This window comes from Kitasatospora sp. NPDC051170, from assembly GCF_044455705.1.
In the GTDB taxonomy this organism is placed as follows: domain Bacteria; phylum Actinomycetota; class Actinomycetes; order Streptomycetales; family Streptomycetaceae; genus Kitasatospora.
Map to the genome: position 1 here is coordinate 122,719 of NZ_JBITFA010000016.1, position 17,334 is coordinate 140,052.

The following is a 17,334-nucleotide window of genomic DNA, read 5'->3' on the forward strand; positions in this document are numbered from 1 at the left end:
GCATGCGGGGGTAGGGGCAACTGTGGCCCGGACTACTGCAGTCCATGTTTCTCGCCTCCTCCCGGCCGGGGGCGCACCGACTGTGCGCCGCATCACGACACGGCAAGGAGCACACCGGTCCGCACGGGACCGGTCCACCCCAACTCGGACACCTCATCGGAAGAGGCGTCGCGCAAACCTCCAGAAGCATAGCCCTCCCACCATCGGCCAGCTTCTGCCTTCGACCCTTTCCTCTACATCTTTGTAGAACCTTAACCAAACCCCCGACCATGCCCCGCGCCTCGACATATGCAGGTTGCCGACCTATAGTTCACCGACATATGCAGCTGAACAGCTCACGAGGGGGAGGCATGTCCCACACCGATCCGACCGCACCCGTCCTGCGGCTGGCCGACGTCACCCGGGTCCACGGGAAGGGCGCGGCCGAGGTCCACGCCCTGCGCGGCGTCGAACTGTCCGTCCGCCCCGGCGAGTTCGTCGCCGTCATGGGCCCCTCCGGCTCCGGGAAGTCCACCCTGCTCACCCTCGCGGGCGGCCTGGACGCTCCCAGCGAGGGCGAGGTGCTCGTCGAGGGCGTCGCCCTCGGCGGACTCAGCCGGCGCCGGCTCGCCGACCTGCGGCGGCGCTCCATCGGCTACGTCTTCCAGGACTACAACCTGATCCCGGCGCTCACCGCCGCCGAGAACATCTCCCTGCCGCGCGAACTCGACGGCGTCCCCGGCCGCAAGGCCCGCCGCGAGGCCCTGGCCGCGCTGGAGGAGCTCGGCATCCTCGAACTCGCCGACCGCTTCCCGGACGACATGTCCGGCGGCCAGCAGCAGCGCGTGGCCATCGCCCGGGCACTGATCGGCGAGCGGCGGCTCGTCCTCGCCGACGAGCCCACCGGGGCGCTGGACTCCGCCACCGGCGAGTCCGTCCTCGCCGTGCTGCGCGCCCGCTGCGACGCCGGAGCTGCCGCGATGATGGTCACCCACGAGGCGGCGCACGCCAGTTGGGCCGACCGCGTGGTGCACCTGCGGGACGGCGCCATCGCCTCGGAGAGCCGCGGGCACCGGGGATCCGCGCGCACCGGCGGGACCGCCCCGCAGGCCGCGCACTTCACCGGCGTCGCGGGCCACGAGCCCGGCGAGGTGATCCGGTGAGGTTCGGAGCCTGGAAGGTCGCGCTGCGCCTCGCCCGCCGGGACGCCCTGCGCGCCAAGGGCCGCAGCGCCCTGATCGTCGCCATGATCGCCCTGCCCGTCCTCGGCGTCACCGGCGCCGACGTCGTCCACCGCAGCGGCCAACTCACCCCCGCCGAACGGGTCGAGCGCGTCGTCGGCGGCGCGGACGCGTACGTCAACGCGCTCAACCCCGGCCAGATCGTCGAACAGGCGCCCATCGCCGAGGACGGCTCCTTCGTCGTCCAGCCGCGCCCCGACGCCCAGCCCACCCCCGAGCAGCTCAAGGCCGCGGCCACCGACCCGGCCACCCTCGTCACCTCGCTGCTGCCGCCCGGCAGCACCCTCACCCCCGCGCGCTCCGCGCCCGAGACCGGCGCCACCTCTCCCGAGGGGCTGGTGCGCGCCGCGATCTCCGAGGCCGACCTCGGCGACCGGATCTGGAACGGCCGCCTCGACCTCGTCGAGGGCCGCGCGCCCTCGACGGCGCACGAACTCGCCGCCAGCCGGGCCTTCCTGGAGCGCGGCGGCCTCAAGATCGGCGCCACCACCACCATCCAGGGCCTGGCGGGCGCCACCTACACCATCACCGGCGTCGTCGAGCGCCCCGGCGAGCTCGGCCGGGCCGAACTCGTCGCCCGGCCCGGCGAGTTGCTCGACCTGCTGAGCGCCGCCCAGCAGCCCGGCGCCGCCGCCGGCGCCGGGCCCGCCGACCGCGCCACCACCGGGCAGCGGGCCTGGCTGGTCAGGCTCCCGGCCGGGGCCACGATCGACTGGGCCAAGGTCCAGCAGGCCAACGCGTACGGCTTCACCCTCACCGCGCGCTCCGTCGCGCTCGCCCCGCCGCCCGAGGGCGCCGTCCCCTACTACCGGGACTCGCGCACCTACCGCGACCCGGCCATCGGCAACAGCACCCGGGTCATCGTGGCCACCGTCACCGGCATGGCCCTGCTCGAGGTCGCCCTGCTGGCCGGACCGGCCTTCGCCGTCGGCGCCCGCCGCTCCCGCCGCCAGCTCGCCCTGCTCGGCGCGGCCGGCGGCCGTCGCGGCCACGTCGGCGCGGTGGTGCTCGGCGGGGGTCTCGTGCTCGGCGCCGTCGGCGCGCTGACCGGCGTGGCCCTGGGCACCGGCGTGGTCGCCGCCCTGCGGCCGTGGATCGAACGGGCCGGCGGCTCGCGCTTCGGGCACTTCGCCGTCCCGCCGCTGGACCTGCTGGCCATCGCCGGGATCGGTCTGCTCACCGCCCTGCTCGCCGCCGCCCTGCCCGCCCTCCAGGCCGCTCGGCGCAGCGTCACCGCCGGTCTCACCGACCGGGACACCGTGCGCGCGCCCAGCCGCCGGATCGCCCTGCTCGGCCTGCTGACGATCCTGGCCGGAGGCGCCCTCGCGGTGTACGGCGCGGGCGCCCTGTCCCACGACAGCCCGGTGGTCGGCACCTACGACGCCCGCACCCTCACCGTCCTCGGCGGCTCCGTCCTCGCCGAACTCGGCCTGCTCGCCTGTACGCCCGTGCTCGTCGCCCTCTTCGGCCGGATCGCCGGCCGCCTGCCGCTCGGCCCCAGGCTCGCCCTGCGCGACTCCGCCCGGCACCGCTCGCGCACCGCTCCCGCCGTCGCCGCCGTGATGGCCGCCGTCGCCGGAGCCGTCGCCATCGGGGTGTACAGCACCAGCACCGACGCGGAGAACCGGCGCGACTACCGGCCCCAGGCCCCGTACGGCGCCGTCCAGTTGACCACCCATCTCAGCGGGCCGCAGGCCCTGCAGGTGCGCGCCGAGGTGGAGAAGCAGCTCGGCGGGCTCGGGCCGCGCGGAGACCTCGGGCAGGTCGTCTACAAGTTCTGCCAGGGCTGCTCCAGCGTCGTCCAGCTCAAGGGCCCGACGAACTGGCGCCTCCTCGCCGCCCCGCCGCACCTCGCCGCCGGCGACGCCACCGTGCTGCGCAACCAGTTCGGCCTGCACGACCCGGCGGCCGAACAGGCCCTGGCGGCGGGCAAGTTGCTCGTCTTCGACCGCAGTCTCGTCGGCGCGGACGGCAAGGCCGTGCTCCAGCTGCGCGGAGGCGGCGGCGGGCCGCTGCAGCCCGGGGAGATCCCCAAGGCGGACCTCCAGGAGGTGCCCGTCGACGCCCTGGTCGTCGAGGCCCCCGACGCCGCCCGCTTCGCCCAGGGCCTGATGGCCCCCACCGCCCTGGCCGGGCTCGGCCTGTCCACCGAACCCGTCGGCGCCGTCTGGCTCCCCGCCACCCCGCCCGACCGCAAGGCGCAGCAGCGCGCCGAGGCCGCCGCCGTACAGCTCGACCGCTTCGGCCGGCTGGAGATCGAACGCGGCTTCCAGCCCAAGAGCGACGCCCTGACCCTCGCCCTCAGCGGCTTCGCCGGCCTGGTCGTGCTCGGCGCGGCCTGCATCGCCACGGGCCTCGCCGCCGCCGACTCCCGGCAGGACCAGGCCACCCTCGCCGCGGTCGGCGCCCCGCCCCGCATCCGGCGCACCATGGCCGGCCTGCAGTGCACGCTGATCGCGATGCTCGGGGCCCTGCTCGGGGCGGCCAACGGATTCATCCCGGCGGTCGGACTGCTCAAGTCCCGGGCCCGCGGGTTCGGCGCCCAGCCGGCGCTGATCACCGCGCCCTGGGGGGAGTTGCTGCTGGTCGTGCTGGTGCTGCCGGTCGCGGCCGGCCTGCTCGCCGCGCTGTTCACCCGCTCCCGGGTGCCGCTGGGGCGGCGCCTGTCCTGAAACCCCCCGTCTCCGCCTGCCTCGGCCGGGCGTCCGCTCCCCTCTTCCAGGGGCCGGGCGCCCGGCCGGCGCCGTACCATGGGCAGGTTCAACGGATCACCGGGTCCGTCCGGTTCAGATGTCTGCTTCAGATGTCCGGTTCAGGTGGAGACAGGGTGGCACTGCGCGGGTTCGGCGAGCTCGAGGCCGAGATCATGGACCGGCTCTGGGCCTGGGGCCGGCCGGCCACCGTACGCGAGGTCGTCGACGACCTCCAGCGGCAGCGGCCGGTCGCGTACACCACCGTCACCACCGTCGCCGACATCCTCCACACCAAGGGCTGGCTGCGCCGTGACAAGGCCGGCCGCGCCTGGCTGTACGAGCCGACCTGCACCCGCGAGGCGTACACCGCCCAGCTGATGCACCAGGCGCTGGAGACCACCCCCGACCGGGCGGGCGCCCTGCTCCACTTCGTCGAGGGGATCAGCGGCGACGAGGCCAGCGCCCTGCGCGCCGCGCTCGAACAGGTCGCCCCTCTCGAACGGGGCGCCACCCTTGAACAGGGTGCCCCCCTCGAACGGGGTGCCGCCCTCGGACAGGCGAAGGGCCGGGACGGGAAGTGACGCTCGCCCTGCTCGGCCTGTACCTGGCCGCCACCGGCGTCCTGCTGCCCCGCCGACTCGCGGGCTCCGCCCGGCTCCAGGCCCGCCCGGCGCTCGGCGCCGCGCTCTGGCTGGCCCTGATGGCCTCCTTCACGGTGGCGCTGGTGCTCACCGTGCACCACGCCGTCGAGCCGCTCGCCCACGAGCCCGCGGGCCTCGCCGGGCTGCTCCCCCACCTCGAACCGGGCGGGGCGGTGCTCCCCCACACCCACGACTGGTGGCAACTGGCCGCCGTCTTCGCCCTGCTCACCGCCGCCGTGGCGACGGTCGGCGCCCGCGCGGGCCGCGTACGGCGGCGGCACCGGGCGCTGCTCGACGTGGTCGCCGTACGGGACCGCCGCTGGGGCGCGATGGTGCTGGAGCACGCGCACCCCACCGTCTACTGCCTGCCCGGCCGGCGCTCGCGCATCGTCCTGTCGCGCGGCGCGCTGCGGCTGCTCGACGAGCGCCAGGTGGCCGCGGCCCTCGCCCACGAACACGGCCACCTGCGCGGCCGCCACCACCTGCTGCGGCTGCCCGCCGACACCTTCGCCCTGCTGGGCGGCCCGCTGCCGCTCGCCCGGCGGGGGCGGGAGGAGGTGGCGCTGCTGCTGGAGATGGCGGCGGACGACGCGGCCCTGGAACGCGTCTCGCGGGGCGAACTCGCCTCGGCGCTCTGCACGTTGGCGACGAGCGGGGCGACGGCGGGCGACGCCCCTCCGGAGGGCTCGCTGGGCGCGGCCGCCACCGGCGTGCTCGCCCGCGTCCGCCGCCTCGCCCGCCCGGGCGGCGGCCGGCGGCGCCAACTCGCCGCCTGGCTGGGTGTGTTCGCCCTCCCCGTGCTCCCGTACCTGCTGGCCTGCGCGCCACACCCGTAGACGTACGTCGGCGAGCCGCACCCCGGACCGAGGGTGCGGCTCGCCGACCTGGGGTGCGCGGCTAACGGTGCCGCAGGTACGCGGCCGCCACCTCCCGCAGGCGGTCGTGGAGCCCGTCGTAGGCGCGGGCGCGGCCGAGGACGGCCTTCGGGAGCTTGGCGACCATCGTGTAGTTGGTATCGCAGACGTTCGCCGCCGGGGCCAGGCCCGCCTGGCTGACGAGCTGGTAGGCATCGAGGTGGTCGAGCCCGAGGAGTTCGCCCGTCCAGCCGACCAGGTCGTGCTGGCTGATGCGGAAGGCGTCCTCCAGGGGCCGGGCGGAGCCGGTGCTGATCAGTTCGCGGTCGTTCTCCAGGCGCGGCCAGGCCGGCCCGCCGCCCTTGACCAGGTCGACGACGACGGTGGTGCGCATCGCCGCCTCGACGGCCGTGCCGCACACCTCGCCCTCACCCTGGCGGGCGTGGCCGTCGCCGATGGCGAGCAGGCCGCCTTCGACGTTGACGCCGAAGTAGGCGGTGGTGCCGGCCCGCATCTCGGGGGTGTCGAGGTTGCCGCCGTGCGCGCCGGGGGTGATCGAGGCGAGCACCTCGCCTGCCGCGGGGGCGACCCCGACGGTGCCGTGCATCGGGTCCAGCGGCAGGTCGACGGTGAACTCCCCGGTGCGGGCCCGGAATCGGCAGATCCCGGCCTTCACGTCCAGCTCGTAGATCCAGACGCGCTCCTCCAGCGGCGCGTGCAGCATCGCCGTGGTGTGGGTGGCGGTGAGCGCGCCGAAGTGCGGGAAGGTGCTGGAGATGCCGTGGTCCCGGGTGGGGGTGATCTCCACGAAGTGGACGGCGAGGACGTCCCCGGGCTCGGCCCCGGCGACGGCGATCGGGCCGGTGACGGGGTTGAGGTACGGGAAGACGCAAACCTGGCTGGACAGGTCCCCGGTGCCGCGCACCTTGCCGCCGAAGCAGTCCTCGGTGGTCAGTTCGACGACGGTGCCGGGCTGGACGGTCACCAGCGGGGCGCGCCCGCCGAAGGTGTAGGCGTAGTCCTCCGCGCTCGGGGTGAGCCGGACGGTCTCGGGCAGGGTGGTCACTGCTGCTCCTCCAACTGCTTCTCATCCAACTGCTTCTCATCCGAGGTGGCGTCGGCGACGGCCAGGCGGGGCTTGCGCCCGGTGACCATCAGGCCGGTGAGCACGATGCCACCGACGAGCAGCCAGACGAAGCCGAGCCGCTGGGCCGCGATGTTCGCGTTGACGACGACGTAGGCGAGGATCGCGAAGCCGAGGGCCGGGGCGATCAGGTGGCGCCAGTAGTCCTTGCTGCGGTTGCGGATCAGGTAGTGGACGACGACGGCGACGTGCAGCACGAGGAAGGTGGTCAGCGCGCCGAAGTTGACCAGGGTGCTGAGGAAGGTGATGCCGTCCTCGCGGGAGGCCATGTAGAGGCCGAGGACCAGCGAGACGCCCGCGACGAGCAGGGTGGCGTTGACGGGCACCCGGCGGGTGGGGTGGACCTTGGCGAGGAAGGCGGGCAGCTGGCGGTCGCGGGCCATCGCGTACAGCAGCCGGGAGGTGGCGGCCTGGGCGACCAGGGAGTTGGCGAAGCCCCAGGCCACGGCGGTGGAGGCGGCCGTCAGGGTGGCGAGCCAGCCGCCGGCGGCGGTGCGGGCGGCGTCGTAGAAGGCGGTGCCGTCCGGATCCCCGTCCCGCACCAGGCCGGCCGGGTCGGCGACGAGCAGCGAGGCCACCCAGGTCTGGACGATGAACAGGGTGCCGGCGAGCAGCAGGGCGGCGATCATCGAGCGGCCGATGGCCTTGGTGGAGTCGCGGTTCTCCTCCGACAGGGTGGAGATGCCGTCGAAGCCGAGGAAGCTCAGCACCGCGATGGAGACGGCGCCGAACACCAGGCTCCAGGAGAAGGTGTGGGCGTCGTAGATCGGGGTGAGGTCGAAGCCCCGGCCCTTGCCGGAGGCGAGGGCGATGACGCCGATGACCACGAACACGGCCAGGACGACGAGTTCGCCGATCAGCATGGCCTTGTTGACCTTGGAGGTGGTCTCGATGCCGAGGTAGTTGACGGCGGTGTTGAGCAGCACGAAGCCGATCAGCCAGACCCAGACCGGCACGGAGGGCACCAGGGAGTTCATCGCCACGCCGGCGATCAGGTAGAGCAGCCCGGGCACGAGCACGTAGTCGAGCAGGATCATCCAGCCGGACAGGAAGCCCACCGGGGCGCCGATGCCGCGTCCGGCGTAGGTGTAGACGGAGCCGGCCATCGGGAAGGCGCGCGACATCTGGGCGTAGGACAGGGCGGTGAACATCATCGCCACCATGCCGAGGATGTAGGCGAGGGCGACCATGCCGCCGGAGCCCTGGAAGACGCTGCCGAAGATGCCGAAGGGGGCGATCGGCACCATGAACACCAGCCCGTAGACGAGCAGGTCGGTGAAGGTCAGGGTCCGCCGGAGTTCCTGTCGGTAGCCGTAGCTCTCGATGCTCCGCGACGTGGATGTGGGCGCGGGTGTGGGCGTGGGTGTGGGCGCGGGTGTGTCGGCCATGGGGGTGCCTCTCCGTGACGACCCTGGGGGTGGTGGAGGAGACTGTAGAGGCAAGTATTTCCATATGGAAGGGTTTTCTCGCGGCATTCCACCAGGCGAGAGGCGCTCCCCGCGTTCCCCGCGCTCCCGTGGAACCTCAGGCCAGGACGGAGAACCCCGGGCCCTCGGCCCGGGCCAGGTGCACGGACCGCCCCAGCGGCCCCGCCGCCCGCCGCAGCCCGTACGGGTCCAGGGCGCACCGGGCGGCCAGCGAGGCCAGCAGGTGCAGCCCCTCGTAGAGGCCCACCGCGTACGCGTCCAGCACCGGCGCCCACGGCCCGCACAGCGCCCGGTGCCGCTCGCCGAGGCTCTGCCGGGGCTCCTCGGCGAGCGTGGCGAAGGAGGGCATCGCCGCGTACAGCGTGCCGGTGTCGTCGCCGCCGATGGCCAGCAGGCCGTTCTCCTCCAGGGCGCCGGACAGCCGCACGAGCCTGCGGTCCAGTCCGCTGCGGCGCAGCGCCCGGTTGAAGAGCACCAGGTCACGGCCGATCAGGCTCAGCAGCACGGCGTCCGCGCCCGCCTCGCGCAGCCCGTCCAGCAGCGGTTCGACCTGCCGTTCGACGCCACCGAACGGCACCCGGCGCTCCAGCACGACGCGGGCGCCCGAGGCGGCGACCAGGCGGGCCGCGGCGCGGTGGACGGAGCGCGGCCAGATGTAGTCGTTGCCGATCAGCGCCCAGCGCCGCAGTCGGTGACGCGCCGTCAGTTCGGTGACGGCGGAACCGATCTGGCCGACGGGGTCGATGCCGGTGCAGAGCACCCCGGGCCGGCGGGAGCCGCCCTCGTGCGGCGGGGTGAAGACGTACGCGACGCGGCCGGCGGCCACCGTCTCCACCGCCCGGTGGACGTCGCTGGTGTGGCAGCCGGCGAGGGCGTCCAGCGCGCCCGCGGCGAGCAGCGAGCGGACCTCGGCGGCGACGGGGCCGGGCGCTCCCCCGCCGTCCACCAGCACGAGCTCCAGCGGGCGGCCGCGCACCCCGCCGCGGGCGTTGACCTCGTGGGCCGCGAGCAGGGCGCCGTCCAGGGCGGAGGGGCCGGTGAGGCCCAGCGGGCCGGACTGGGGCACGACGAGGCCCACCCGGAACGCGGCGGCGCCCCGGGCGGGCTCCCGCGCGGCGTGGAGGGCGTCGAGCGGGTCGACCAGCCTCACGTCCAGCTTCACCCGTGCGAGTATCGTCCTGACGGCCGCCCCGGGAAAGCCGGGGAGCTCCGCGAACGGGGAGGATCGGATGACCGAGCAGAGCACCTCACCGGCTTCGGCGGGGACCGCCACCGGGCCGCTGCTCGTCGAACTCGTCGCGCTCGCCCACCGGCGGCTGACCACCGGCCTGGCCTCGGCGCTCGCCGAGGAGGACTGCACCGTCGACCAGTGGCGGGTGCTGCGCGCCCTCGCCGACGGGGAGGGCCACCCGATGGGCGAGCTCGCCCAGGCCCTGCTGATCCCGCAGGCGAGCCTGAGCCGCCTCGTGGACGCCCTCGCCGACTCCGGCCTCGTCTACCGCCGCCAGGGCGACCAGGACCGCCGCCGCATCACCGCCCACCTCTCCCGCCAGGGCCGCACCCGCCTCACCCGGCTCGACGCCCTCGCGGCCGCCCACGACGCGGCAGCGCGCCGGGCCTGCGGGATCGCGGACCCGGCGCGGGCGCTGGAGCGGCTCGCCGGTATGTAGCGGACCCGGTGATCAGGCCGGGCGGACGGCGCCCTTGTACGGCATGACGCTGATCGGCAGGACCTCGATGTTCTTGCCCGTGCGCGGGGCGTGGATCATCTTGCCGTCGCCGATGTAGATGCCGACGTGGTGGATGTCGTCGTAGAAGAACACCAGGTCGCCGGGCTGGAGGTCGGCGCGGTCCACGTGCGGGCCGTCGTTCCACTGGTCCTGGGACATCCGGGAGAGCTTGACGTTGGCGGCCCGGTAGGCGGCGCCCGTCAGGCCGGAGCAGTCGAAGCTGTCGGGGCCGGTCTTGGACCAGCCGTACGGCTTGCCGAGCTGGGCCTGCGCGAAGGCGATGACGGTGGCCGCGCGGCCGCTCGCGGGCGGGGCCGGGGCGCCCAGGTCCTGGCGCTGGGCGCCGCGGGAGGCGCGGTCGGCCTCGGTGGCCTGCTTGGCGGCGGTGGCCTGCTTCGCGGCGGACTCCTGGGCGTTGATCTTGGCCCGGTCCTCGGCGCTGAGCTTGTTCAGCATCGTCTGGGCCTGGGCGAGCTTGCCCTGGACCTGCTTCTTCTCCTCCAGCAACTTCTTGCCGACGGAGTCGAGTTCGGCGAGCGTGCGGGTGGCCTCGGCGCGGTCCTGGTCGAGCTTGCGCTGCTCGTTCTGGGCCTGCTTGAGCATGGCGGTCTGGGAGTCGGAGACCTGGTTCTGCACCGCGGCCTTCTCCAGGTACCCGGCCGGGTCGGAGTCGAGCATCAGCTGCACGGACGGGTCGATGCCGCCTGTGCGGTACTGGCCGGCGGCGACGGCGCCCAGGCGGGTGCGTATCTCGTTCATCGACTCCTGCCCGCGCGCGACCTTCTCCTGGAGCTGGTTGGCGTCGCTCTGGAGCTTGGTCTGCTTGGCCTGGAAGCCGTTGTAGCGCTCGATGGACTGCTCGGCCTCCTCGTTGAGCTTGTCCACCTGCTCCTTGACGGAGGCGAGGTTCGGCGCCGGCTCGGCGTGGGCGGTGCCCGCGGCCAGCACGGCGCCGCCGGCCACGGCCGTGGTCAGGACCGCCATGCGGGCCCGGCTCGGGGGGCTGGGCTTGCGACGCTTTCCCATGGGCGGTGGGCTCCTTACGGGGGACACTCAGGGGCATGCCGGAAGACGGCGACGGCGGACGGGGACGCCCGGGGGGTTGCGCCCCCACCCACCTTCTTCGAAGTAACTTAATAGATGAGTGGCGTGGTTCCGCAATCCCCGAGGTCCCGGCACCCGTGATCCCCCTGGTCCCGGCGCCCGCCAGGACCGATGGCACCCGACATCACGCAGAGTGCTGCCACCACCGCTTAAGCGAGGCTAAGGTCACACGGAATGCCACTCCTGCGCCCACGCGAACGGGCGCTAACCTGCGCACATGAAGGTCCCGCCCGAAGGGCTCCCCCTCGCCGCCGAGTTCCCGGCCGCGCATCGTGAGCAGTGGCAGCAGCTCGTCCAGGGCGTGCTGCGCAAGTCCGGTGCCCAGCCCGAGGACGGCACCGCCGCCGAGCAGGCTCTCAGCACCAGGCTCCAGGACGGCCTCACCGCACTGCCCCTCTACACGGCCGAGAACACGGCCGCCGAGCCCGGCTTCCCCGGCTTCCCGCCCTTCGTCCGCGGCAGCCGCCCCCAGGGCTCGACCGTCACCGGCTGGGACGTGCGCCAGCGCCACGCCGACCCGGACCGCGCCCGCACCAACGAGGCCGTCCTCGCCGACCTCGAACACGGCGTCTCCTCCGTCTGGCTGGAGCTCGGCGGCGAGGGCCTTCCCGTCGACGCCCTGCCCGAGGCGCTCACCGGCGTGTACCTGGACCTCGCGGCCGTCGCCCTCGACGCCGGGCCCGAAACCACCGCCGCCGCCGAGCAGTTGTTCGCCCTGTACGAGGCCCGCGAGGTCTCCCCCGCCGACGCCTCCGGCAACCTCGGCGCCGACCCGCTCGGCCTCCAGGCCCGCACCGGCGAGACCGCGCGCACCGACGCCCTGCTCGCCGAGGCCGCCGCCCTCGCCGCCCGCTGCACCGGCACCTACCCGGGCCTGCGCGCCCTCACCGTCGACGCGCTGCCCTACCACGAGGCCGGCGCCTCCCCCGCCCAGGAACTGGGCTGCTCCCTGGCCACCGGCGTCGCCTACCTGCGCGCGCTGACCGCCGCCGGGCTCACCGTGGACGCCGCGCTCGGCCAGCTGGAGTTCCGCTACGCCGCCGACGCCGACCAGTTCCTCACCATCGCCAAGTTCCGTGCCGCGCGCCGCCTCTGGGCCCGCGTCGCCGAAGCCTGCGGCGCCTCCGCCGAAGCCTCCGCCCAGCGCCAGCACGCCGTCACCTCCCGGGTGATGATGACCGCCCGCGACCCGTGGGTGAACATGCTGCGCACCACCGTCGCCTGCCTCGCCGCCGGGGTCGGCGGCGCCGACGCCGTCACCGTGCTGCCCTTCGACACGGCGCTCGGCCTGCCCGACGCCTTCGCCCGCCGGATCGCCCGCAACACCCAGGCGATCCTGCTCGAGGAGTCCCACCTGGCCCGGGTGATCGACCCGGCCGGAGGCTCCTGGTACGTCGAGCAGCTGAGCGAGGAACTGGCGCACGCCGCCTGGGCCTGGTTCCAGGAGATCGAGCGCGCCGGAGGCCAACAGGCCGCCCTGGCAGGCGGGTTGGTCGCCGAGCGGATCGAGGCCACCTGGGCCGAGCGCTTCGTACGGCTGGCGAAGCGGCGCGAACCCGTCACCGGCGTCAGCGAGTTCCCGCACCTGGACGAGCAGCCGCTCGTCCGCGAGCCCGCCCCCTCCGGCCTGGCCGGCGGGCTGCCGCGGGTGCGCCGCGCCGAGGCGTACGAGGCCCTGCGCGACCGCTCCGACGCCGTCCTCGCCGCCACCGGCGCCCGGCCCGCGCTCTTCCTCGCCTCCATCGGCACCGCCTCCGCGCACACCGCGCGCACCACCTTCGCCGCCAACCTCTTCCAGGCGGGCGGCCTGGCGACCACCTCCTTCGAGTCCCTCGACCCGGCCGCCTTCGCCGCCGCGTTCAAGGCGTCCGGCGCCACCGTCGCCTGCCTCTGCTCCAGCGACGCCCTGTACGGCGAGCACGCCTCCGCCGTGGCGCTCGCCCTGCGGGGCGCCGGCGCCGAGCGGGTGCTGCTCGCCGGGCGGCTCGCCGAAGTGCCGTCCGGCGTCGACGAGTTCATCCACGCGGGCGGTGACGCGATCGCCGTCCTGACCTCCCTGCTGGACCAGATCACCGGCGCGGGCAGCGCCGACGAGAACGAGGGTGCGCGATGATCCCCGACTTCACCGGTATCGAGCTGGACTCCGACGCCTCCCACGCCCCCGAAGCCCCCGAGGCGCCCTTCGCGCCCGAGGCCGCCTCGGAGGCCCAGTGGCAGGCCGCCTGGCAGCAGGCCACCGGCAAGGACGTCGACGAGCTCGTCTGGGACACCCCCGAGGGCATCGGTGTCAAGCCGCTCTACACCTCCGCCGACCTCGACGGCCTGGACTTCCTCGGGACGTACCCCGGCATCGCCCCGTACCTGCGCGGGCCGTACCCGACCATGTACGTCAACCAGCCCTGGACGGTGCGCCAGTACGCCGGCTTCTCCACCGCCGAGGAGTCCAACGCCTTCTACCGCCGCAACCTCGCGGCCGGCCAGAAGGGCCTGTCCGTCGCATTCGACCTGCCGACCCACCGCGGCTACGACAGCGACCACCCGCGCGTCACCGGCGACGTCGGCATGGCGGGCGTCGCCATCGACTCCATCTACGACATGCGCCAGCTCTTCGACGGCATCCCGCTGGACAAGATGTCGGTGTCGATGACCATGAACGGCGCCGTCCTGCCCGTCCTGGCGCTGTACATCGTCGCGGCCGAGGAGCAGGGGGTGCCGCCCGAGAAGCTGGCGGGGACCATCCAGAACGACATCCTCAAGGAGTTCATGGTCCGCAACACCTACATCTACCCGCCGCAGCCGTCGATGCGGATCATCTCGGACATCTTCGCGTACACCTCGCAGAAGATGCCCCGGTACAACTCGATCTCCATCTCCGGCTACCACATCCAGGAGGCCGGGGCCACGGCCGACCTGGAGCTCGCCTACACCCTCGCCGACGGGGTCGAGTACCTGCGCGCGGGCCTGGACGTGGGCCTGGACGTGGACGCCTTCGCGCCGCGGCTGTCGTTCTTCTGGGCGATCGGCATGAACTTCTTCATGGAGGTCGCCAAGCTGCGCGCCGCCCGCCTCCTGTGGGCCAAGCTCGTCAAGCAGTTCGACCCGAAGAACCCCAAGTCCCTCTCCCTGCGCACCCATTCGCAGACCTCCGGCTGGTCGCTCACCGCCCAGGACGTGTTCAACAACGTCACCCGCACCTGCGTCGAGGCCATGGCCGCCACCCAGGGGCACACCCAGTCGCTGCACACCAACGCCCTCGACGAGGCGCTGGCCCTGCCCACCGACTTCTCCGCGCGCATCGCCCGCAACACCCAGCTGCTCCTCCAGCAGGAGTCCGGCACCTGCCGCGTCATCGACCCCTGGGGCGGCTCCGCCTACGTCGAGAAGCTCACCAACGACCTCGCCCGCCGCGCCTGGGAGCACATCCAGGAGGTCGAGGCCGCCGGCGGCATGGCCAAGGCCATCGACGCGGGCATCCCCAAGATGCGCGTCGAGGAGGCCGCCGCCCGCACCCAGGCGCGCATCGACTCCGGCCGCCAGCCGGTCATCGGCGTCAACAAGTACCGCGTCGAGAACGACGAGCAGATCGACGTCCTCAAGGTCGACAACTCCTCCGTGCGCGCCCGCCAGATCGAGAAGCTGCGCCGCCTGCGCGAGGAGCGCGACGAGACGGCCACCCAGGACGCCCTGCGCGCCCTCACCGCCGCCGCCGAGGCCGGCCCGCAGCGCGGCGGCTCCCTGGACGGCAACCTGCTGCACCTGGCCGTCAACGCCGCCCGCGCCAAGGCCACCGTCGGCGAGATCTCCGACGCCCTCGAGAAGGTGTACGGGCGCCACAGCGGCCAGATCCGTACCATCTCGGGTGTGTACCGAGACGAAGCCGGACCCTCCGCCTCCCTCCAGCGCACCCGCGACCTGGTCGAGCGCTTCGAGCGGGCCGAGGGCCGCCGCCCGCGCATCCTCGTCGCCAAGATGGGCCAGGACGGCCACGACCGCGGCCAGAAGGTGATCGCCACCGCCTTCGCCGACCTCGGCTTCACCGTCGACGTCGGCCCGCTGTTCCAGACCCCCGCCGAGGTCGCCCGCCAGGCCGTCGAGGCGGACGTCCACATCGTCGGCGTCTCCTCGCTGGCCGCCGGGCACCTCACCCTCGTCCCCGCACTGCGCGCCGAACTCGCCGCGGCGGGCCGCGAGGACATCACCATCGTCGTCGGCGGCGTCATCCCGCCGCAGGACTTCGACGCCCTCTACGAGGCCGGCGCGGCCGCCGTCTTCCCGCCCGGCACCGTCATCCCGGAGGCCGCGTACGACCTGCTGGTGTCGTTGGCGGCCGACCTCGGCCACGAGCTGTGAGCCACTGACCGCATGCCTCCACGGACGATCGACCTCGACAGCTACGTGACGGGCGTCCTCGACGGCTCGCGCGCCTGGATCGCGCGGGCCGTCACCCTCGTCGAGTCCTCCCGGCCCGACCACCGCGCCCTCGCCCAGCAGCTGCTCCAGCGACTGCTGCCGCACGCGGGCGGCGCGGTGCGCGTCGGCATCACCGGAGTGCCCGGAGTCGGCAAGTCGACCTTCATCGACAGCTTCGGCACCATGCTGACCGGCCTCGGCCACCGCGTCGCCGTCCTCGCCGTCGACCCGACCTCCACGCGGACGGGCGGCTCCATCCTCGGCGACAAGACCCGGATGGAACGCCTCGCCGTCGACCCCGCCGCCTTCGTCCGCCCCTCCCCCACCTCCGGGACGCTGGGCGGCGTCGCCAAGGCCACCCGGGAGTCGATGGTGGTCATGGAGGCCGCCGGGTACGACGTCGTCCTGATTGAGACCGTCGGCGTCGGCCAGTCCGAGACGACGGTGGCCGGCATGGTCGACACCTTCCTCCTCCTCAGCCTCGCCCGCACCGGCGACCAGCTCCAGGGCATCAAGAAGGGCGTCCTGGAACTCGCCGACGTCATCGCCGTCAACAAGGCCGACGGCCCCCACGAACGCGACGCCCGCGCGGCCGCCCGCGAACTCGCGGGCGCACTACGCCTGTTGCAGGCCCCGGATGCCGTGTGGACCCCACCCGTCCTGACCTGTAGCGGCCTCGACGGCGCCGGCCTCGACGTCCTGTGGGAACGGCTGCAACAACACCGCAAGGTCCTCGACGCCACCGGCGCCCTCGCCGCGAAGCGGCGGGACCAGCAGGTCGAGTGGACCTGGTCGATGGTCCACGACCAGCTCTACGCCCGCCTCCACGAACACCCCGAAGTCCGGCGCCTGTCACCTGAGTTGGAATCTCAGGTACGAGCGGGAACGCTGCCGGCGGGCCTGGCAGCCCAGCGCATCCTGGACGCTTTCTTCGGCACCACCTGACAGCAGCTCAACCGCCCACCGGCGGGCCCGTACCGGCCTCTTGACCGGCGAGCTCTCGATCACGCGTTGAAGGGGTCGCCGGCGGCCGGAGACGCAGCCGGGGCGCGGAAGGTGCGGCGGTACGCCGACGGGGCGACTCCGGCCTCGGCCGCGAGGTGGCGCCGCAGGGAGGTGGCGGTGGCGAAGCCGACCTCGTGGGCGACGCGTTCGACCGGCAGGTCGCTGGACTCCAGCAGGTGCCGGGCCCGGCGGAGGCGCTGGGAGGTCAGCCAGCGGCCGGGGCTCTCGCCGGTCTCCTCCTTGAAGTGCCGGGCGAAGGTGCGGGTGCTCATCGCCGCGTGCGCGGCCAACTCGTCAAGGGTCAGCGGCAGTTCGAGCCGCTGCAAGGCCCAGTCGCGGGTCGGACCGGTGCCGGTCGCGCCCGTGGGCGGCAGTGGCCGCTCGATGTACTGTGCCTGCCCGCCGTCCCGGTACGGCGGCATGACGCAGAAGCGGGCGGCCTGGTTGGCGACCTCGGTGCCGTGGTCCTGGCGCAGCAGGTGGAGGCAGACGTCGAAGCCGCTGGCCGCCCCCGCCGAGGTCAACACGTCACCGTGGTCGACGAAGAGGACGCTGGTGTCCAGCTCGACCCGGGGGAACAGTTCCCGGAAGCGGTCGCTGAGCGCCCAGTGGGTGGTGGCCCGACGCCCGTCGAGGAGGCCCGTGCCGGCCAGCAGGAAGGCGCCGCTGCAGATCGACACCAGGCGGGTGCCGGGACGGACGGTGGAAAGCGCCTCCAGCGCCTTCGCGTTCGTGACGGCGGCGGGCGGGGCACCGGTGATCGCGTACCCGGGGATGATCACGGTGTCCGCCTCCGCCAGCACCTCGGGGCCGTGCCCGGGGGTGACGGTCAGATCCGAGACGGTGCGCACGGGCCCGCCGTCCACGCTCGCGCTCACCACCTCGTAGCGGCCACCGGCGGAGCCCAGGACGTGCTGGGGTATGCCGAGTTCGAAGGGGTAGATCCCGTCGACCACGAGGACGACCACCTTGTGGGCGCCGGGAGTGCCGGGGGCGGTGTGGCTGACGGGCATGGCGTGAATGTATCGGAGGCTGACCTTTCCGCCATGGCCGGGGCCGGCTCGGACTGCGAGGATCGAGGCACGACCTCGGCGGAGACCTTTGAG

At 73.9% G+C, this 17,334-nt stretch carries 13 protein-coding genes; 8 read left to right on the forward strand and 5 right to left on the reverse strand.

Features of this window, described 5'->3' with window-relative positions; all coding sequences use genetic code 11:
* Positions 1–350 precede the first annotated feature (350 nt).
* The 4 genes from ACIBCA_RS29470 (at position 351) to ACIBCA_RS29485 (ending at position 5,390) form a co-directional block, all read left to right on the forward strand.
* Positions 351–1,142 carry an ABC transporter ATP-binding protein gene (locus tag ACIBCA_RS29470; protein WP_396286054.1) on the forward strand — a complete coding sequence of 264 codons (792 nt, stop codon included), beginning with the start codon at positions 351–353 and terminating at the stop codon, positions 1,140–1,142.
* The gene (locus ACIBCA_RS29475; protein ID WP_396286055.1) at positions 1,139–3,892 is read left to right on the forward strand and encodes an FtsX-like permease family protein; all 2,754 of its coding nucleotides are present in this window, start codon (positions 1,139–1,141) and stop codon (positions 3,890–3,892) included. Before ACIBCA_RS29470 ends, ACIBCA_RS29475 begins: the two co-directional genes overlap by 4 nt.
* A 161-nt stretch (positions 3,893–4,053) precedes the next feature.
* Entirely contained in the window at positions 4,054–4,494 is a 441-nt protein-coding gene (locus ACIBCA_RS29480) for a BlaI/MecI/CopY family transcriptional regulator (protein WP_396286163.1), read from the forward strand.
* Complete coding sequence (locus tag ACIBCA_RS29485) at positions 4,491–5,390, forward strand: M56 family metallopeptidase (RefSeq protein ID WP_396286057.1); 900 nt, start codon at positions 4,491–4,493, stop codon at positions 5,388–5,390. The genes ACIBCA_RS29480 and ACIBCA_RS29485 overlap by 4 nt, the downstream gene beginning before the upstream one ends.
* Positions 5,391–5,451: 61 nt before the next feature.
* Here ACIBCA_RS29485 and ACIBCA_RS29490 read toward each other — a convergent pair whose 3' ends face one another.
* The 3 genes from ACIBCA_RS29490 to ACIBCA_RS29500 form a co-directional block, all read right to left on the reverse strand.
* Complete coding sequence (locus ACIBCA_RS29490; RefSeq protein WP_396286164.1) at positions 5,452–6,465, reverse strand: acetamidase/formamidase family protein; 1,014 nt, start codon at positions 6,463–6,465, stop codon at positions 5,452–5,454.
* Between the two features lie 5 nt (positions 6,466–6,470).
* Positions 6,471–7,940 (reverse strand): APC family permease, encoded by a 1,470-nt coding sequence (locus ACIBCA_RS29495; RefSeq protein WP_396286058.1) that lies wholly within the window; start codon positions 7,938–7,940, stop codon positions 6,471–6,473.
* Between the two features lie 136 nt (positions 7,941–8,076).
* Positions 8,077–9,141 (reverse strand): ABC transporter substrate-binding protein, encoded by a 1,065-nt coding sequence (locus tag ACIBCA_RS29500; protein ID WP_396286059.1) that lies wholly within the window; start codon positions 9,139–9,141, stop codon positions 8,077–8,079.
* Positions 9,142–9,208: 67 nt separating this feature from the next.
* On the opposite strand from ACIBCA_RS29500, the gene ACIBCA_RS29505 reads away from it, so the two are divergent.
* Positions 9,209–9,649: a MarR family winged helix-turn-helix transcriptional regulator gene (locus ACIBCA_RS29505; RefSeq protein WP_396286060.1), complete on the forward strand. Its 441-nt coding sequence runs from the start codon at positions 9,209–9,211 to the stop codon at positions 9,647–9,649.
* 12 nt (positions 9,650–9,661) lie between these two features.
* Here ACIBCA_RS29505 and ACIBCA_RS29510 read toward each other — a convergent pair whose 3' ends face one another.
* A complete protein-coding gene (locus ACIBCA_RS29510; protein WP_396286061.1) occupies positions 9,662–10,735 on the reverse strand; it encodes an NlpC/P60 family protein in 1,074 nt (357 codons plus the stop codon).
* Positions 10,736–11,030: 295 nt separating this feature from the next.
* Between ACIBCA_RS29510 and ACIBCA_RS29515 the strand changes: the two genes are divergently transcribed.
* From ACIBCA_RS29515 to meaB, 3 genes are read left to right on the forward strand one after another with little or no spacing between them, the layout of a single operon-like run.
* Positions 11,031–12,926, forward strand: coding sequence for a methylmalonyl-CoA mutase family protein (locus ACIBCA_RS29515; RefSeq protein WP_396286062.1), 1,896 nt, complete (start codon positions 11,031–11,033; stop codon positions 12,924–12,926).
* Positions 12,923–15,163: a methylmalonyl-CoA mutase gene (gene scpA, locus ACIBCA_RS29520; protein WP_396286063.1), complete on the forward strand. Its 2,241-nt coding sequence runs from the start codon at positions 12,923–12,925 to the stop codon at positions 15,161–15,163. Before ACIBCA_RS29515 ends, scpA begins: the two co-directional genes overlap by 4 nt.
* Before the next feature lie 12 nt (positions 15,164–15,175).
* On the forward strand, positions 15,176–16,168 hold the full coding sequence (meaB, locus tag ACIBCA_RS29525; protein WP_396286065.1) for a methylmalonyl Co-A mutase-associated GTPase MeaB: 993 nt from the start codon (positions 15,176–15,178) through the stop codon (positions 16,166–16,168).
* A gap of 59 nt (positions 16,169–16,227) precedes the next feature.
* Here meaB and ACIBCA_RS29530 read toward each other — a convergent pair whose 3' ends face one another.
* Complete coding sequence (locus ACIBCA_RS29530; protein ID WP_396286066.1) at positions 16,228–17,241, reverse strand: GlxA family transcriptional regulator; 1,014 nt, start codon at positions 17,239–17,241, stop codon at positions 16,228–16,230.
* Between the last annotated feature and the right edge of the window lie 93 nt (positions 17,242–17,334).